Consider the following 16,154-nt stretch of genomic DNA (forward strand, 5'->3'; position numbering starts at 1 on the left):
ACCTGCGCGTAAAACATCGGCCTTGAGGCCGGTGATGTAAGCGCCGACGGCGCAGCCGTTCCTGTACGCGGCTAAGTGTTGGCGACGGCATGGTAACTGTATAAAATCACAGTATGATCCGACGCCAAGCCTTCAAATTCGAACTGATGCCCACCGGCGAACAGCAGCGCAGTATGCGTCGCTTCGCCGGATCGTGCCGGTTCGTCTACAACAAGGCGCTGGAGATACAAAAGGAGAATCACGCGACCGGGGAGAAATTCATTGGCTACGTGAGGATGGCTGCAAAATTGCCGGTCTGGAAGTGCGAAATCGGCACGGAGTGGCTCCGAGAAGCGCCATCCCAGGCACTACAACATGCATTGAAGGACTTGGAGCGCGCATACAAGAACTTTTTCGAGCAGCGCGCCGCCTTCCCTCGCTTCAAGCGCAAAGGCAGTGGCGACAGCTTTCGCTATCCGGATCCGAAGCAGATCAAGCTCGACCAGGGCAACCGTCGCCTCTTGCTGCCCAAGCTAGGTTGGATACGCTACCGCAACAGCCGGGATGTGCTCGGAGTGGTTCGCAATGTCACCGTGAGCCAGTCTGGTGGAAAGTGGTTCGCGTCGATCCAGACGCAACGTGAAGTCGAACCACCGTCGCCCACCGCGACGGCAGCCGTCGGCATCGATGTCGGCGTGGCTCGGTTCGCCACCATGAGCGACGGGACCTTTATCGTGCCCATCAACAGCTTCAATCAGCATCAGCAACACCTGGCACGTTATCAGCGCCGCATGAGCCGCAAGGTCAAATTCAGCAACAACTGGAAGAAGGCTAAGGCCCGCGTCCAGAAAGTTCATACCCGTATCGCCAACGCCCGCAAGGACTTCCTGCACAAGATCACAACGACGATCGTCAAAAACCACGCGCTCGTTTGCATCGAGGATTTACAGGTACAGAACATGTCCAGGTCTTCCAGAGGTACGGTTGAGTGGCCAGGTAAGAGCGTCCGCCAGAAAAGCAGCCTGAACCGCGCCATCCTGGATCAAGGGTGGGGCGAGTTCAGGCGGCAGCTCGACTACAAGCTCACATGGAGCGGTGGTATGTTGTTGGCCGTTCCGGCACATCACACCAGCCAGATGTGCCCTATATGTGGTCAGGTTTCGAAAGCGAGTCGAGCTGCACAGGCGAAATTCTTGTGCGTCGCTTGCGGCTACGAGAATCACGCCGATGTGGTCGGCGCGATCAATGTCTTAGCGCGAGGGCATCGCGTTTTAGCTTGTGGAGAGTTGGCGCAGTAAGGCCAGTCGATGAAGCAAGAACCCGCCGAGGCGACCGCGTAAATCATCACGCGGCGCTGTCGGAATCCCCTTTCTTCCCGCACTAGCGGCAGCCGTCAGGCTGAGGAGGGGAGGATGTCAACAGGCGCCCAGCACGCTCCACACGCCGCGGATGCGGGCCTCGAGCGGCTTGAAGTTGGTTTTGTAGGACATCTTCGGACTTTCCTTGATCCAGTAGCCCAGGTAGACATAGGGCAGCTTCAATTCGCGCGCCTGGGCGATCTGCCACAAAACGTTGAAGGTGCCGTAGGAAGCGCCCTCGATATCGGGATCGAAGAAGGTGTAGACCGACGACAGGCCGTCCGACAGCACGTCGATGATGCTGACCATGCGCAGCGTGCCGTCGGGCTCGCGAAACTCCACCAGCCGCGTGTTGACCCGGCTTTGCAGCAGGAATTGCGCGTACTGGTCGCGGCTGTCCTGGTCCATGCCGCCGCCGGCGTGGCGCTTGCTCTGGTAGCGCAGGTAGAGGTCGTAGTGCTCGTCCGAGAACGACAGCGTGGCGACGCCCGCCGTCAGGTCGCCGTGCCTGGCCCAGGCGCGCCGCTGGCCGCGGTTGGGGCCGAACTGGTCGGCCACCACCCGCACCGGGATGCAGGCCTGGCAGCCGTCGCAATACGGGCGGTAGGTGAAGATGCCGCTGCGGCGGAAGCCGTTTTTCACCAGCTCGGAATAGACGTCGGCGTTGATCAGGTGCGAAGGAGTCGCCACCTGCGAGCGCGCCTGGCGCGCGTCCAGATAGCTGCAAGGGTAGGGCGCCGTGGTGTAAAACTGCAGCGTCGCGAAAGGCAGATCGTTCAGGTGCGTCATGCACGTCCTATCGAGGGCAGGTGGGGTAGACCTATGATAGCGCCAAGTCTCGCAAGGCGCTTGTCACCTTTAGCTTAACTGTCCGCAGCCAGCGGTGCAATGGGTTCCCACAAGGTGATCTGAGGCAATTCAATATTGTTGCGCAGATGCGCCAGGAATTGCGCGCGGGGAATCGGCGCCGCGCCCAGCGAGGCCAGGTGGCCGGTCTCCTGTTGGCAATCGATCATCTTTACCCCGTGCTGGCGCAGGAAGCGCACCAGATAGGCCAGCGCGATCTTGGAACCGTCGGTGACGCGGGCGAACATCGATTCGCCATAGAACATGCGGCCGATCGACACGCCGTAGGCGCCGCCGACCAATTGGCCGTCCAGCCACAATTCGGACGAGTGGGCGTAGCCCAGCCGGTGCAGGCCGCTGTAGCCGGCGATGATGTCTTCCGAAATCCAGGTGCCGGGGCCGTCCCGGCGCGGCGCGGCGCAGGCCCGCATCACCTGCTCGAAGGCGCTGTCGAAACGCACCTGCCAGCGGCCGCCGGCGGCCATCTCGCGCTCGACCTTGCGCAGGGTTTTCTTCAGGCTGTCCGAGATGCGGAACTGCTCGGTCATCAGCACCATGCGCGGATCGGTGCTCCACCACAGGATGGGCTGGCCTTCGGAAAACCAGGGGAAGATGCCGTTGCGGTAGGCCATCAGCAGCCGCTGCGGCGACAGGTCGGCGCCGGCCGCCAGCAGGCCGGGCGCATCGGTGGTCAGCGCCTGGGCGACGTCGGGGAAGGGGCTATCGGTTTCCAGCCATGGGATCATAGGGACAGCGTCACGTAATCAGAGGTCGGAACGCATGTTGCGGGTGATGTCCTGGGTGTGGAAGCCGTAGTCGCCGCCCTCGCGCATTCTGGCGCGGTCGGCGAAGAACAGTTCCAGCGTGGTGCGGATGGTGGGGAAGGCCAAGTCGTCCCACGGGATCTCCGCTTCGCTGAACAGCTGCACTTCCAGGCTTTCCTCGCCGGGGGCGAACTCCAGGTCGAGCAGCGTGGCCAGATAGAACAGGTGCACCTGGTGCACGCGCGCCACGTTCAGCAGCGAGAACAGCTGACCCAGCGCAATATTGGCGCCGGCTTCTTCCTGGGTTTCGCGGATGGCGCCTTCGGCGGTGGTTTCATTGTTTTCCATGAAGCCGGCCGGCAGCGTCCAAAAGCCGTGGCGCGGCTCGATCGCGCGTTTGCACAGCAATACCTTCAGTTCGCCGTCGCCTTCCCACACGGGGATGGAGCCCAGCACCATTTTCGGGTTCTGGTAATGGATGGTGGCGCAGCTGCCGCAGACATAGCGAGGACGGTTGTCGCCGGCCGGGACGGCCAGGCTGACGGGGGAGGCGCATTCGGAACAGAATTTCATAGGGGATAGCTCAGTCGGTAAGTAGGCTCACTTTGGCTACTTTACACCGATTGAAGCCTGTGCGGCATGGCCTATGTCTATAGGTAACTGTATATATCCGGACTATCGCAGCCGATTTGAGGATTAATATTGCCTAAACCAATGATCTGCCCTATAATAACTACATACAGACGCGGGGTGGAGCAGTCTGGCAGCTCGTCGGGCTCATAACCCGAAGGTCACAGGTTCAAATCCTGTCCCCGCAACCAAATTTGAAAGCCGTTGATACCGTCAGGTATCAGCGGCTTTTTCGTTTCCGCGACTACAAAACCTCGCTTTCCCTATAATCGATGTTCCTATGGGGAGTGTTTTCATGCGAAAAATCCGACTGTCGTCCATTGTCGTTTTCTTATCCATGCTGGCGCTGGTCTTGCTGCTGGCGGTGCTGAGCGCTTACTGCGGCGTGGGCGCCATTCCCGGCCTGGGCGATTTCAGGGGCGTGGCCGTCAGCGCGGCGGCGCTGCTGCTGGTCTACCTGTATGGCCTGCTGGTATTCCGGCTATTCATGTGGGTGCTGCCCCTGCGTGACGGGAATATCGAATTCGGTTCCAGGCAGGAGTTCATCTATCAGGTGTATGTCTTGTTCTACCTGATACTGTTCAATTCCTTGATACGCGGTGGAATTATTCCGATTCCCATCATGCGGCTGATCTATCTTGCGCTGGGTGCCCGCCTGGGCGCCAATACCTACAGCTCGGGCATTATTTACGATCCGTCGTTTGTGACGATCGGCGCCAACAGCGTGGTCGGCGAAACCGCCTTGCTGGTGCCGCATGTGATCGAGGGTGATACCTTGGGCCATTATTTCATCACGATAGGCGACCATGTGACGATAGGCGCCCATGCGGTGGTGTTGTCCGGCGTGACGATAGGCGATAACGCGATCGTGGCGGCCAATTCGCTGGTGGCCAAGGGCACGCGCATCGGCAGCGGCGAAGTGTGGGGCGGCAGCCCGGCGCGCCGCTTGAAGTAAAACCGGGCGCTGAAAAAAAGGCCGGCGCCCTGAAGCGCCGGCCGGTACCGATTGCCAGTCCTGACGACGGACTATTTCTTCTGCTCGCGGCGACGGCCGAGTGAACCCATCCCGAAGATGCCTGCCGCAACCAGCGCCAGGGTGGCTGGTTCAGGTACGGCCGTGAACTGCTGGGCGCCATCGATATTCAGCACGAATTGCGAGTCCGTGTTGGGACCGGTGGCGATGCCGTTGACCAGCAGCGGGCGCGTGAAGTCAGGCGCGGCGGGGCCGGGGAAGTTGAGCGTGGTGTCGAAGCGCGTACCGGCCAGGGCCGGCGAGACGTAGGCCGCGTTGGTGAACAGGACCGTGCCGATCAACGTCGCCGAGCCAACGCCGGTGGCGCCGGGCGTGCCGGAGGTGCCGGTTGCCAGGAAGGTCGACAGTTCCGTATCCCAGGTGCCGGAAAGCATCACCGCGCCGTCGGTAAAGCCGGTGCCGGCCGCTTGATTGGCATTGGGCGCACTATCGAAATAGATCGACCAGGTGCTGCTGGTGGCGGGGGTAAAGGTGATCGCCACCGCAGTGCAACCGACGTTGAGGCAAGTTGCCCGTTCGTGCAGGGTGGCGACCGTCGTCAGCTCATAGGTGCCGACGGCGGGGCCGGGTGGGGCTACACGCAGGTCCGGCGTGGGCGAGGTGGTGTTGATGACGGCGGCGAAGGCTTGATACGTCAGCGTGAAATCGACGAAATCGCCGGTGTTGTTGGCGGGGGTGAGGGTAAAGTCCTGAATCAGTCCGGCGCCGTTTTGGTGCCAGTCTATGCCCGAGAAGTTCTGGAGGATGCCGTCGCCGCCCGCCGCCGAAGGGGCGGCCGGTTCCCCCGGATTGCCTGCAAACAGCACATTGGCGGCGCTGGTGGTGTTCAGCGTGGTCGCCTGAGCTGCGCCGGCGGCAAATAGCGCTCCCAGCAGAGCGCCTAGTATGCGTGATTTTTTCATTTTGTTTCCTTCCTTGATGATTGGAGTATCGCTACGCTAGGTTGGGGTTTCAATACCTTGCCGACCGCTTGGAGCCAGTCGGCTACCCACTACTAAGCAAATGCCAAGCCATGCTTGAAGGAGATGCCAAGTATTTGTTTTTAAAGTATATTTTTTCAACGTATTCGGCGTGGTGGGATGGCATGTAAAGAATATCGACAGTCCTGCGACCCGCTCCGCGCCTACCAGGACTCCAGCATCGCCTTCACCTCGGCGCGTTGCGGGAAGTCTTTGTTGGCGGCCAGCAGTTGTTCGAACTGGAGCCGCGCGGCGCGCCTGTCGCCGGACTTCATCAGCGCCATGCCGAGGTGGTAGCCGATGTCGGGCACGTCGGGCGTCAGGGTCCTGGCTTGTTTGAGCAAGGTCAGGGCGCGGCCCGTTTCGCCTTTCTCCAGCAGGATCCAGCCCAGGGTGTCGAGGATGGCGGGATTGGCGCCGGCCAGCTGGTAGGCCCGTTCGGCGGTCGCCAGGGCGCGCTGGTCCTTCTCCTGCTGGTAGGCCCAGGCCAGGTTGTTGAGCGCCACGGCATTTTTCGGATCTTGCCGGACGATGGCCTCGAACGAGCTGATCGCCGGCTTGTAGCGCCCGGCCGCCAGGTCGGCGCTGGCCTGGTAGAAGCGGAAGCTGGGCTCGGTTGGGAATTGCTGCAACCACTGGGCGGCATGCAGGCTCGCTTCCCTGGTTTTGCCCGCCAACAGCAGCGCCTGGTGGATCTTGATCGCCAGCGGCGGCAGTTGGCTCATCTTGTATGCCCGCTCGTAGCAGCGCAGCGCGTCTTGCGGTTTGCGCTGGGCCATCCAGATGTCGCCCTCCAGCGTCAGCCCCGCTGGCAGCTCGGGCCGCTGGCGCTGTACGGTTTGCGCGATCGCCAGCGCTTCCGCGTAGTTCTTGCCGTCCACCAGCAAGGTCGCCGCCAGGACCTGGGCTTCGAACCAGTCTTCTTTCAAGCGCAAGGCTTTCTTGACCGAATCGAGGGCGCCGTCATTGTCCTTGAGCGCGACCTTGGCATAGGCGATGCGCAGCTGCACCGCGGCTGACGCCGGTTGCAATGCGGCCAGCTTGGTATAGTTTTCCAGCCCCGCTTCGTGGTTGCCGTTCGCAGTCTGGATCTGCGCCAACAGCGCCAGCGCCTCGGGATCGCTGGGATGGCTGGCCTGTGCGGCTTGCGCCAGCTTCAGCGATTTCTGCTTGGCGCCGGTGCGCTGGTAAAGCGCCGCCAATTGCAATGCCGGGGTCAAGGCCTCGGGATGGTCGGCGCTGGCGCGTTCCAGCCAGCGCACCGCTTCCGCAGTGTTGTTTTGTGCCAGGGCCAGCTTGGCCAGGCCCGTCGTCAGGCCGACGTTTTTCTGGTCCTTGGCGAGCGCCGCTTCGTAGCGCAGGCGCGCACGTTCCGGTTTTTTCTCCATCAGGTCCATTTGCGCCAGGTTGTCGAGGGCCGACAGGTAGGATGGATCGAGCGCCAAGGCCTGCTCGAAGCCGGCGCGCGCGCCGGCCAGGTCGTGCCTGGACAGCAGGATGCCGCCTTTCAGGTTCTGCAGCAGCGGATTCTTGCCGTCGCGCTTTTCCATGGCCGCCACCGCCAGCAGCGCCTTGTCGTATTCCTTGTTGCGCAAGTGGGTCATCGCCAGCAGGATGCCGGCCTTGCCGCTCTTGTCATCCAGGGCGGTCGCCTGTTCCAGTTCGGCCACCGCGCTTGCCGATTCGCCGGCGCCCAGCCGGCTCAATCCCAGCGAGGTATGCAAGCTGGCCGTGTGCGGCGCCAGGTCGCTGGCGGCCTGGAAATACTCGGCCGCCTTGGCGAAGTGCCGGCCCTGCATCTGCGCCTGTCCCGCCAGGGCCAGCAACTCCACATCCGTCTGATTCGCCTCCAGCACCGGAGCCAGCGCGGCGATGGCGTCGTCGGTCTTGCCGCTCTTCAGAAGGAGACCGGCCAGGCGCTTGCTGGCGTAGACATGGCGTGGGTTGGCGTCGAGAAATTTGCGCAAGGACAGCTCGGCCTCCAGATACGAGCCCAGCGCCATTTGCACGGAACCCATCAGGAGCAGGCTGGGCATGTGATCCGGCATCACCCTCAAGATCAGCTGCAAGGCATCGCGCGCCGCCGGATATTTCGCCTCCTGAAACTCGAGCAAGGCCTGGGTGTAGATCACTTGCAGGCTGTTGGACGAGATCTTGCGGGCGGCGTCGATTTCGGATCGGGCTTCGGCCAGCTTCTTGTCCTGGATCAGCAGGGCGGCGCTATCGATATGGGCTTGGGCGTTGTTGGGCTGGAGGGTCAGGATCTGCTGGTATGCCTGCAGGGCCGCCGCGGTTTTTCCTTGCTGGCGCAACAGGTCGCCCTTGAAGCGCAGGCACTCGATATTGCCGGGATGCTTGGCCAGCGCGTGTTCGATGTGTTGCGAGGCAAGGTCCAGGCGTTGCGACAGGGCGGCGATCCTGGCCTGGCCCAACATCGCCTCGGCCAGGTCCGGGTTTTTCGCCAGCAGATCGTCGAACAGCCGCCGGGCCTGCGCCGTGTCGCCCAGGCCCAGGTGGGCGTTGGCACGCAATATGAGCAGCTCCGTCTGGTGGGGGCTGGACGGGTCGGGCTTGACGTCGTCGAGCAGTTTCTTGAATTGCCCCTGCATCAGCATGACCTTGCCCAGGCGCGGCATGACTTCCGCCGCGGCGATGCCCAGCGCCTGGGCCTTGCGCACTTCTTTCTCGGCCGATGCGATATCGCCCGCTTCGATATAGACCTCGCCCAGCAGCAGGCGGGCGGTCCCGTTGTCGGGCGCTTTTTGCAGCGCGTTTTTCAGCTCGATGATGGCCGCCCTGGTTTCGCCCTTGACGCGATACTGCCGCGCCTGGGCCATCAGGCTGTCGGTGTCGCGCGCGGTGTTGCAGGCGCCCAGCGTCAGCGTCAGCAGCATCAGGGCCAGGCGCGGCGGGCGACGGCGCCGGCCGGCAGAATTTTTGCCGAATCGTATCATGGAGGTCTCCTGGACGTGGGGGTACCTCCGCGATCTTAGGTCGCAATATGGGCCACGGCCTTACGCTTGATCAAGCCAGCGTGGCGTGGGCGGTCCTGATGTAGTCCAGCATGGCGGGGGTGATCCAGGTCCCGCTCAGCAGCGCGGGTTCCTGCCGGTGCGCGGCGCGGATCTTGACCAGCGTGGCGGGGTCGCCGCCGACCTGCGCCAGGTAGAGCGTCATCCATTGGCGCGCCAGCGCCTGCGCCGACGGCGCGTCGTGTGCGATGCCGTCTGCCAGATGTTGATGCGCGGCGGCGATCAGCGTCATCCACTGGTACTGGTTCTTGCCGCTGTGTTCGCGCATGGCGCGCATTTCATCGGGATCCAGATAGCGCGCGTAGATGCCCAGCTTGCGCGCGCCCAGCGCCGTCGACACATATTCCTTCATCGCCGGCGTGATGCGGGTTTGCCGCTGCACCGTGACCTCCTGGTCCAGCATGTCGGTGATGCGCAGCGCGAGTCCGGGATGGGCGTCGGTATCTTGTTGCAGGGTCCGCATCCAGCGCTCCGCCAGCTCGCCGGCGCGCACGTCGTCCGGCGGCGCGCCTTGCGCCATCAGCGCTTCCAGCTCGCCCACCAGCGCGGCCCAGGCGGCGCGGCTGCGCGCGTTCTGCTGCCAGAAGGGCAGGCGCTTCAACTCCTCGCGGCTGAAATACTTGTCGTACAGGTCCATCCGCTCCAGCGTTTCCAGCCAGTCGGACAGCTCGGGACTGCGGCCGCTGCCCAGCACGTGCTGCAGTTGCACCAGTTGTTCGCGCAGCGCCGCCGCCTGCTCGATCTGTTTGCCCAGCGCGGCGATCTGCTGCGCGACGATGTCGGCGAACGGCGCGTCCGGGCTGGCCAGGAAGGTGGCGATGTCGCCCAGCGACATGCCGAAGCGGCGCAGCGTCTGGATCCGATGCAGGCGCGCGACGTCGTCGCGGTGGTACAGGCGGTAGCCGGAATCGGCGCGGCCCGACGGCGTCAACAGGCCGATGTTGTCGTAGTGGTGCAGCGCGCGCACCGTCAGGCCGGAGCGCGCGGCCAGTTCGCCGATTTTCAGTACCGTGCGGTCGCGATGTTCGTTCATGCGCGACAGTGTACGTCAGGCGCGCAGTGTCAGGCCAGCGCATCCTTCGGCAGCTTCAGCAGCAAGGCCAGCAGCGAGGCCAGCTCGGCGCGCATCTCGCGGCGGTCGACGATCATGTCGATGGCGCCGCGCTCGAGCAGGAACTCCGGCCGTTGATAGCCCTCCGGCAAGGTCACGCCCAAGGTGCTCTTGATGACGCGCGCGCCGGTGAAGGCGATCAGCGCCTTCGGTTCGGCCAGCACCAGGTCGCCGAGGAAGCAGAACGAGGCCGAGATGCCGCCCGAGGTGGGATCGGTCAGCACCGACACGAAAGGCAGCTTCTTTTCCGCCAGCCTGGCCAGCATGGCGGTGGTCTTCGCCATCTGCATCAGCGACAGCAGGCCCTCCTGCATGCGCGCGCCGCCGCTGGCGGTAATGCAGATGAAGGGCACATGCTGGTCGATCGCCGCCTGCACGCCGCGCACAAAACGTTCGCCCACCACCGATCCCATCGAACCGCCCATGAAATCGAACTCGAAGCAGGCCACCACCACCGGCACCGACAGGATGGCGCCGCCGATGACGATCATGGCGTCGGTTTCGCCGCTGGCCGCCATCGCCGCCTTCAGGCGTTCGGGATAGCTCTTGCTGCCCTTGAACTTGAGCGTGTCGACCGGCAGTACTTCCTGGCCGATCTCGTGCCGGCCGCCGGCATCGAGCAGCGCGTCCAGGCGGGTGCGGGCGCGGATGCGCATGTGGTGGCTGCACTTGGGGCAGACTTGCAGGTTGGCCTCCAGGTCGGCGCGGTACAGCACCGCCTCGCAGGCGGCGCATTTGATCCACAGCCCCGCAGGTATGGACAGGCGCTGTTCGGCGCCGCGCTTGATGCGCGGCGGGAGGAGTTTTTCTATCCAGCTCATTGCATGCTCCTTCACGGTTATGCATGCAGCGTAAAGCCTGACGCAGCGTCAGGCTCAAGCAAAAAGTGGGCGCCGCGCCCATGGACGGACTTTCCGGCTGTGACGAATTAGCACAACCACATATTGCAAATTTGACCCACATCAAGGACGTGCGATCTACCGCCCGCCGGCCCGCAACATCGCTGGGAGCCGCCCGTTTCCGATGCTACTCTCGAGAAATTCCTACGATCTTGGTGCCCCCTATGGTCAGCAACCACACTCGATTTATTGCATCTGTGACAATTATTTATCTGGTCTTGGGCTCGGCCTGGGTGTTGTTGTCGGACCAGATGTTGCCCTTGTACGAACCGGGCGTCATGGTCTGGCTGTCCAGCGCCAAGGGGGTGTTCTTTGTGCTGTGCAGCGCGGTCGGCTATGCGCTGGCGATGCGGGCCGTGTCAACGTCCGCCGAGCGCCGCCAACCCCTGTTCGACGTCGCGGCCCGCGGTCTGTTGAGCCCCGCCGGCAGCGGCTGGTATCACTACGCGCTGGCGCTGATCCTGGTCGGCACCATGCTGGTGGTGCGCACCCATTTGGGCAGCGCCTTTGAGCCGCATCCGGTGATGATACTGTTCATGTTGCCGATCTTGGTCAGTGGCCTGGTGGGCGGCCTGGGGCCGGGCTTGCTGGCGACGGCGACGGCGGCGCTGGGCGTCAAATTGCTGGTCCTGCATCCGTTGTACAGCCTGCATTTCGCGGATCCGCGAGAATCGCTGCAATGGCTGTTGCTGATCGTGAATGGCGCGGTGGTCAGCGTGCTGAGCGAATTCATGCGCAGCGCCCTGCGCAAGGGCGAGTCCGATCGCGGCCTGTTGAGCGGCGTTATCGGCGGCACCTCGGATGCCGTCTTCGTCAAGGATTTGCAGGGCCGCTACCTGCTGGTGAATCACGCGACCGCCGCGTTTCTTGAAAAATCTGCCGAGCAGATCCTGGGATGCAGCGACGCGCAGCTGTTTTCCGCGCAGACAGCGGCCAAGGTGGCCCGGCAAGACCGGCTGGTGATGCAGGCCGGCCATACCCAGACCTTTGAGGAAGACGTTACCTTGCCGGACGGCCGCCATGCGCTGTTCCTGTCGACCAAGGGACCGCTGTTCGATCCGTCCGGCGAAGTGGTGGGCATGTTCGGCATTTCGCGCGACGTCACCGAGCGCAAACTGGCCGAGGAACGGATCGAACGTCTGGCGCACTTCGACGTGCTGACCGGGCTGCCCAATCGCGTGCAACTGGACGAGAGCGCGCGCCACGCGATCCTGAAGGCGCAGTGCGCGGGGCGCAGGCTGGCGGTGCTGTTCCTGGACGTGGACCGCTTCAAGGACATCAACGACAGCCTGGGGCACAGCGTCGGCGACGCGCTGCTGGTGCGGCTGGCGCGGCGCCTGCGGCTGACGCTGCGCGCGGAGGACATGGTGGCGCGGCTGGGCGGTGATGAATTCATTTTCCTGCTGCGGGGCGACGACGTCGAGGCGCTGCCGCGCGTGGCGCAGAAAATTCTCGACACGGTGTTGGAGCCGTTCGCCGTCGAGCAGCACGAGCTGTCGGTCAGTGCGTCGATCGGCGTGGCCATCTATCCGCAGGACGGCCACGACCTGGAGACGCTGGTGCGCTGCGCCGATTCCGCCATGTACCGGGCCAAGCAGAATGGCCGCAACGGCTACTGTTTTTTCACCAGCGATCTGGAGGACGCCGCCGTGCGGCGGATGCAGATCGTCGGCGCGCTCAGGCACGCCTTGGAAAATCGCGAACTCTGCGTCCACTACCAGCCGCAGGTCGATGCGCGCGACGGCCGTATCGTCGGCGCCGAGGCCTTGCTGCGCTGGAACCATCCGACGCTGGGCGCGGTGTCGCCGGCCGAGTTCATCCCGGCCGCCGAGGACAGCGGCCTGATGCTTTCGATCGGCGAATGGGTGTTGCGCCAGGCGGTGCGGCAGATGCGGGCCTGGCTGGACCAGGGCATGGCGCCGTTCATGATGGCGGTGAATCTGTCGACCACGCAGTTCCGTCATCCCGACCTGCCGCAACTGGTCAGCGGCATCCTGGCGCAGGAGCAGCTGGAACCGCAATACCTGGAACTGGAGCTGACCGAAGGCACGGCCATGCACGACCCACAGGCGGCGATCGCCGTGATGGACAAGTTGCACGAGCTGGGCGTGCGGATGGCGATCGACGACTTCGGCATTGCCTATTCGTCGCTGAGCTATCTGAAGAAATTCAAGATCTACAAGCTGAAGATCGACCAATCCTTTGTCCGCGACATCAGCACCGATCCGGACGACCGCGCGATAGTCGCCGCCATCATCAACCTGTCGCGCAGCCTGGGTTTGCACACCATCGCCGAGGGCGTCGAGCATCCGGCACAGCTGGAGTATTTGCGGGAGCAGGGTTGCGACGAGATCCAGGGCTTCTACTACAGCCGGCCGCTGTCCGCCGTCCAGTTCGAAGCCTATGTCAGCGAACGGCGCCTGTGCGTCGCCTAGGCCGGGCTGTCCTCGTCCGCGCGCGGGTGCAGGCTGGCCCACAGATGGGCGGCGGCCATGGTGCGGTGGGGACTGTATCGCGCCAGGATTTTTTCGGTGCGCGGCATGTCCGGCTTGGTTTCTTCGCCCAGCAGGTGCTGCAGCGCGGCGCGGATCGCGACGTCGCCGTGCAGCGAACAGTCGGCGTAGCCGTAGCCGCGCAGCAGGCCGTAGTTGACGGTCCACGGGCCGATGCCTTTGACCGCCAGCAGCGCGGCCGACACCTGTTCGACGCTGTTCGACGGCGACAGCTCCAGCGGCAGCTCGCCGCCGGCCACCAGGCCGGCCAGGCGCAGCAGCGTTTCCGCCTTCGCGCGCGAGAATTTGCGGCTGGTCAGGTCGTCCACTTCCAGCCTGGCCGCGTCGGCGGCGGCGGGGTAGCACCACAAGCCGCTGCTGTGCTGGCGGCCGGCCTGCAGGATGAAGGTGCGGCGCAGCGCGATCGCGAACGACAGGTTGATCTGCTGGCCGATGATGGCCCACGTCAGCGCCTCGAACACGGTGGCCGACTGGACGATGCGCAGGCCGGGCTGCGCGCGCGTCAACGGCCCGAACATCTTGTCCTTTGCGGCGAAGGCGGTGAAGGGTTCGGGATCGATGCGCAGGCCGAGGATGCTGAGCGCCGCCTCGCGCACCTGCTCTTGCGCGGCCTTGGACAGCGGGCCGTCGGCGTGCACGGTGCAGCCGGCGCTGGTGGGCGCGGCGGCATGGTCGGGCACGATCTCCAGCACCACCGGCACGCCGGCGACCAGCATGCCCTTGCGCAGGCGTTCGGGGCTGACTTGCTCGGCCACGCTCTCGGCGTCGCGGCGGTGGAAGGCCAGTATGTCGTGCAGCCGGTAGTTGGCCGGCAGGTCCAGGGTAAAGGGCTTCACGCCGGCTTGGCCTTGTTCAGCAAGCCGAAGCCGGGACGGAAGCCGGTCACCAGCGCGGTGCCGGCGATGACGATGGCGGCGCCGACGAAGGTGTACCAGCCGACGCTCTCGCCGAGGAACAGCATGCCCCACAGGATGCCGAACAGGGGGCTGAGGAAGGTCACCGTCAGCGCCGACGACGGGCCGACGTCCTGGATCAGGCGGAAGTAGATCAGGTAGGCCACGCCGCTGCACAACACGCCGAGCGCCAGCACCGCGCCCATGATGCCGATGGTCGGCTCGCCCGGCGCCGGGAAGAACGGCAGCGCCGGCAGCACCAGCAGCGTCGATGCCCACATCGAGCCGTGCGCGTTGGCGAACGGTTCGACCGCCTTGGCCTGCTTGGCGTAGTTGCTGGCGATGCCGTAGTTGAAGGAGGCGAACAGCACCGCCGCGATGGCGATGCCGGCGCCCGGCTTGGTGGTGACATGGTCGAAGCCGACCAGCAGCGCCACGCCGCAGGCGCCCAGCAGCAGGCCCAGCATCACCTTGGCGCCGACCATCTGGCGGGTCCAGACGGCGGCGATCAGCGTGCCCCACAGCGGCGTGGTGGCGTTCAGCACCGCCAGCAGCGAGGCCGACAGCGTGCGCGCGGCGAAGGCGAACAGCAGGAACGGCAGCGCGGAATTGAACAGGCCGAGGATCAGGTAGTGCCGCCAGTTCTGGCGCAGGTTCAGCGGTTTTTTCAGCGCCAGCGCGATGATCGCCAGGAACAGCGAGGCAAACAGCACGCGGTATTCGATCAGCACGGCGGCGCCCAGCACCGGCGCGGCGATGCGCATGAACAGGAAGGAGCCGCCCCAGATGGCGGCGAGGAAGATCAGGCGTAACAGGTTGGCGGTGCTCATGCGGATTCCAGTCGTTGTACGGTGGCGCTATTGTCCCGTAGCCGCGGGCCGCGGGCTAGCCGGTTCTTGCTTTTGAATTGTCCGTGCTTGCGCTTTTTACGCGGCGCCGATGTCCACCACGCAGGCATGTTCGCCGGGCGCGGTCGGCGTGGCCGCGTGCGGGATCAGCAGCGCGGTCGGCACGCCGTTCTTAATCGCGGTCATTTCGGCCAGGATGGAGATCGCGATCTCGGACGGGGTCTTGCTGCCGATGTACAGGCCGATCGGCCCGTGCAGGCGCGCCAGCTGTTCCGGCGTCAGGTCGAATTCCAGCAGCCGCTCGCGGCGCTTGCTGTTGTTCAGGCGCGAGCCGATGGCGCCGACGTAGAACGCGTCCGACTTCAACGCCTCCATCAGCGCCAAGTCGTCCAGCTTGGGATCGTGGGTCAGCGCGACGACGGCGCTGCGGCGGTCCAGCTGCATGGCCAGCACCGTGTCGTCCGGCATGTCGTGCACCAGCCGCACGCCGTCGACCTGCCAGCCGGCGCGGTATTCCTCGCGCGGGTCGCAGACGACGACGTGGTAGTCCATCGCGGTGGCGATCTGCGCCAGGAAGCGCGACAGCTGGCCGGCGCCGATGATCAGCAGCCGCCAGCGCGGGCCGTGCAGGCTGACCATGGCGCGTTCGCTGACCTGCATCTGCGCGCCCGGCGCGGCCCTGGACAGTTCCACCTCGCCGCTGAGCAGGTCCAGCCGGCGCTGCACCAGCTCGTGCCGTTCCAGCCGTTCCAGCAGCTCGGCCACGCGGCTGCGCGCCGCCAGCGGTTCGATCGCCAGTTCGATGGTGCCGCCGCAGGGCAGGCCGAAACGGTGGGCCTCGTCGGCGGTGATGCCGTAGCTGACGATCTCCGGCGCGGTGCGGCGCATGCCCTGGTCGCGCACGCGGGCGATCAGGTCGTCCTCGATGCAGCCGCCGGAGACCGAGCCGATCACGGTGCCGTCGTCGCGGATGGCCAGCGTGGCGCCGATCGGACGCGGACTGGAGCCCCAGGTCTTGATGACGGTGATCAGTTCGCAGCGGCGCCCGGCGGCGATCCAGGCGGCGCTGGTTTTGAGTACTTCGAGGTCGATGCTGTCCATGGATGGAATATACTACGGCTCTCTAAAGCTTGCAGGAACTGCCATGACCACTCCCAAAGAAGACGACGGCTCGCCCAAATTCGGCCGCCTGCTGATCGTGCTGATACTCGCCGTGCTGCTGTGCGCCGGCCTGACCTGGCTGATGGGGAACGTGTTCCCGAATTTCCCCGGCTAAGTTCCCCAACCAA

General features: G+C 64.5%; 14 protein-coding genes and 1 tRNA gene. 5 read left to right on the forward strand and 10 right to left on the reverse strand.

Annotated features, from left to right (window positions below; genetic code table 11):
• Positions 1-113 precede the first annotated feature (113 nt).
• Positions 114-1,277, forward strand: coding sequence for an RNA-guided endonuclease InsQ/TnpB family protein (locus tag AC1RMD_RS21245; RefSeq protein WP_492929110.1), 1,164 nt, complete (start codon positions 114-116; stop codon positions 1,275-1,277).
• Between the two features lie 117 nt (positions 1,278-1,394).
• On the opposite strand, the gene AC1RMD_RS21250 is transcribed toward AC1RMD_RS21245, so the two are convergent.
• The 3 genes from AC1RMD_RS21250 to AC1RMD_RS21260 form a co-directional block, all read right to left on the reverse strand.
• On the reverse strand, positions 1,395-2,126 hold the full coding sequence (locus AC1RMD_RS21250; RefSeq protein WP_492929112.1) for an arginyltransferase: 732 nt from the start codon (positions 2,124-2,126) through the stop codon (positions 1,395-1,397).
• Positions 2,127-2,200: 74 nt separating this feature from the next.
• Complete coding sequence (gene aat / locus AC1RMD_RS21255; RefSeq protein WP_492929114.1) at positions 2,201-2,929, reverse strand: leucyl/phenylalanyl-tRNA--protein transferase; 729 nt, start codon at positions 2,927-2,929, stop codon at positions 2,201-2,203.
• Between the two features lie 18 nt (positions 2,930-2,947).
• Positions 2,948-3,520: an NUDIX hydrolase gene (locus AC1RMD_RS21260; protein WP_492929117.1), complete on the reverse strand. Its 573-nt coding sequence runs from the start codon at positions 3,518-3,520 to the stop codon at positions 2,948-2,950.
• Positions 3,521-3,691: 171 nt separating this feature from the next.
• On the opposite strand from AC1RMD_RS21260, the gene AC1RMD_RS21265 reads away from it, so the two are divergent.
• Together AC1RMD_RS21265 and AC1RMD_RS21270 are read left to right on the forward strand one after the other, a co-directional pair.
• Positions 3,692-3,768, forward strand: a tRNA-Met gene (locus tag AC1RMD_RS21265).
• A gap of 104 nt (positions 3,769-3,872) precedes the next feature.
• Positions 3,873-4,532: an acyltransferase gene (locus tag AC1RMD_RS21270; RefSeq protein ID WP_492929119.1), complete on the forward strand. Its 660-nt coding sequence runs from the start codon at positions 3,873-3,875 to the stop codon at positions 4,530-4,532.
• Positions 4,533-4,603: 71 nt separating this feature from the next.
• Here AC1RMD_RS21270 and pepA read toward each other — a convergent pair whose 3' ends face one another.
• The 4 genes from pepA to accD form a co-directional block, all read right to left on the reverse strand.
• Positions 4,604-5,512 carry a flocculation-associated PEP-CTERM protein PepA gene (gene pepA, locus AC1RMD_RS21275; protein ID WP_492929121.1) on the reverse strand — a complete coding sequence of 303 codons (909 nt, stop codon included), beginning with the start codon at positions 5,510-5,512 and terminating at the stop codon, positions 4,604-4,606.
• 221 nt (positions 5,513-5,733) lie between these two features.
• A complete protein-coding gene (gene prsT, locus AC1RMD_RS21280; RefSeq protein WP_492929123.1) occupies positions 5,734-8,523 on the reverse strand; it encodes an XrtA/PEP-CTERM system TPR-repeat protein PrsT in 2,790 nt (929 codons plus the stop codon).
• A 70-nt stretch (positions 8,524-8,593) separates the two neighbouring features.
• Entirely contained in the window at positions 8,594-9,634 is a 1,041-nt protein-coding gene (locus AC1RMD_RS21285; protein ID WP_492929125.1) for a MerR family transcriptional regulator, read from the reverse strand.
• Between the two features lie 29 nt (positions 9,635-9,663).
• A complete protein-coding gene (gene accD / locus AC1RMD_RS21290; RefSeq protein ID WP_492929127.1) occupies positions 9,664-10,533 on the reverse strand; it encodes an acetyl-CoA carboxylase, carboxyltransferase subunit beta in 870 nt (289 codons plus the stop codon).
• Between the two features lie 275 nt (positions 10,534-10,808).
• On the opposite strand from accD, the gene AC1RMD_RS21295 reads away from it, so the two are divergent.
• On the forward strand, positions 10,809-13,046 hold the full coding sequence (locus AC1RMD_RS21295) for a putative bifunctional diguanylate cyclase/phosphodiesterase (RefSeq protein WP_492929129.1): 2,238 nt from the start codon (positions 10,809-10,811) through the stop codon (positions 13,044-13,046).
• Here the strand turns inward: AC1RMD_RS21295 and AC1RMD_RS21300 are convergent.
• The 3 genes from AC1RMD_RS21300 to AC1RMD_RS21310 form a co-directional block, all read right to left on the reverse strand.
• The gene (locus AC1RMD_RS21300) at positions 13,043-13,960 is read right to left on the reverse strand and encodes a DNA-3-methyladenine glycosylase family protein (protein WP_492929130.1); all 918 of its coding nucleotides are present in this window, start codon (positions 13,958-13,960) and stop codon (positions 13,043-13,045) included. The two genes, AC1RMD_RS21295 and AC1RMD_RS21300, sit on opposite strands and share 4 nt — an antisense overlap.
• On the reverse strand, positions 13,957-14,847 hold the full coding sequence (locus tag AC1RMD_RS21305; protein ID WP_492929132.1) for a DMT family transporter: 891 nt from the start codon (positions 14,845-14,847) through the stop codon (positions 13,957-13,959). The genes AC1RMD_RS21300 and AC1RMD_RS21305 overlap by 4 nt, the downstream gene beginning before the upstream one ends.
• A gap of 96 nt (positions 14,848-14,943) precedes the next feature.
• Positions 14,944-15,966: an XdhC family protein gene (locus AC1RMD_RS21310; RefSeq protein ID WP_492929134.1), complete on the reverse strand. Its 1,023-nt coding sequence runs from the start codon at positions 15,964-15,966 to the stop codon at positions 14,944-14,946.
• A gap of 43 nt (positions 15,967-16,009) precedes the next feature.
• Here AC1RMD_RS21310 and AC1RMD_RS21315 point away from each other — a divergent pair, with 43 nt between their 5' ends.
• Complete coding sequence (locus AC1RMD_RS21315; protein ID WP_020701555.1) at positions 16,010-16,141, forward strand: hypothetical protein; 132 nt, start codon at positions 16,010-16,012, stop codon at positions 16,139-16,141.
• Positions 16,142-16,154: the final 13 nt, after the last annotated feature.

The sequence above is a fragment of the Duganella sp. GW822-FHT06D06 genome, from assembly GCF_058799615.1.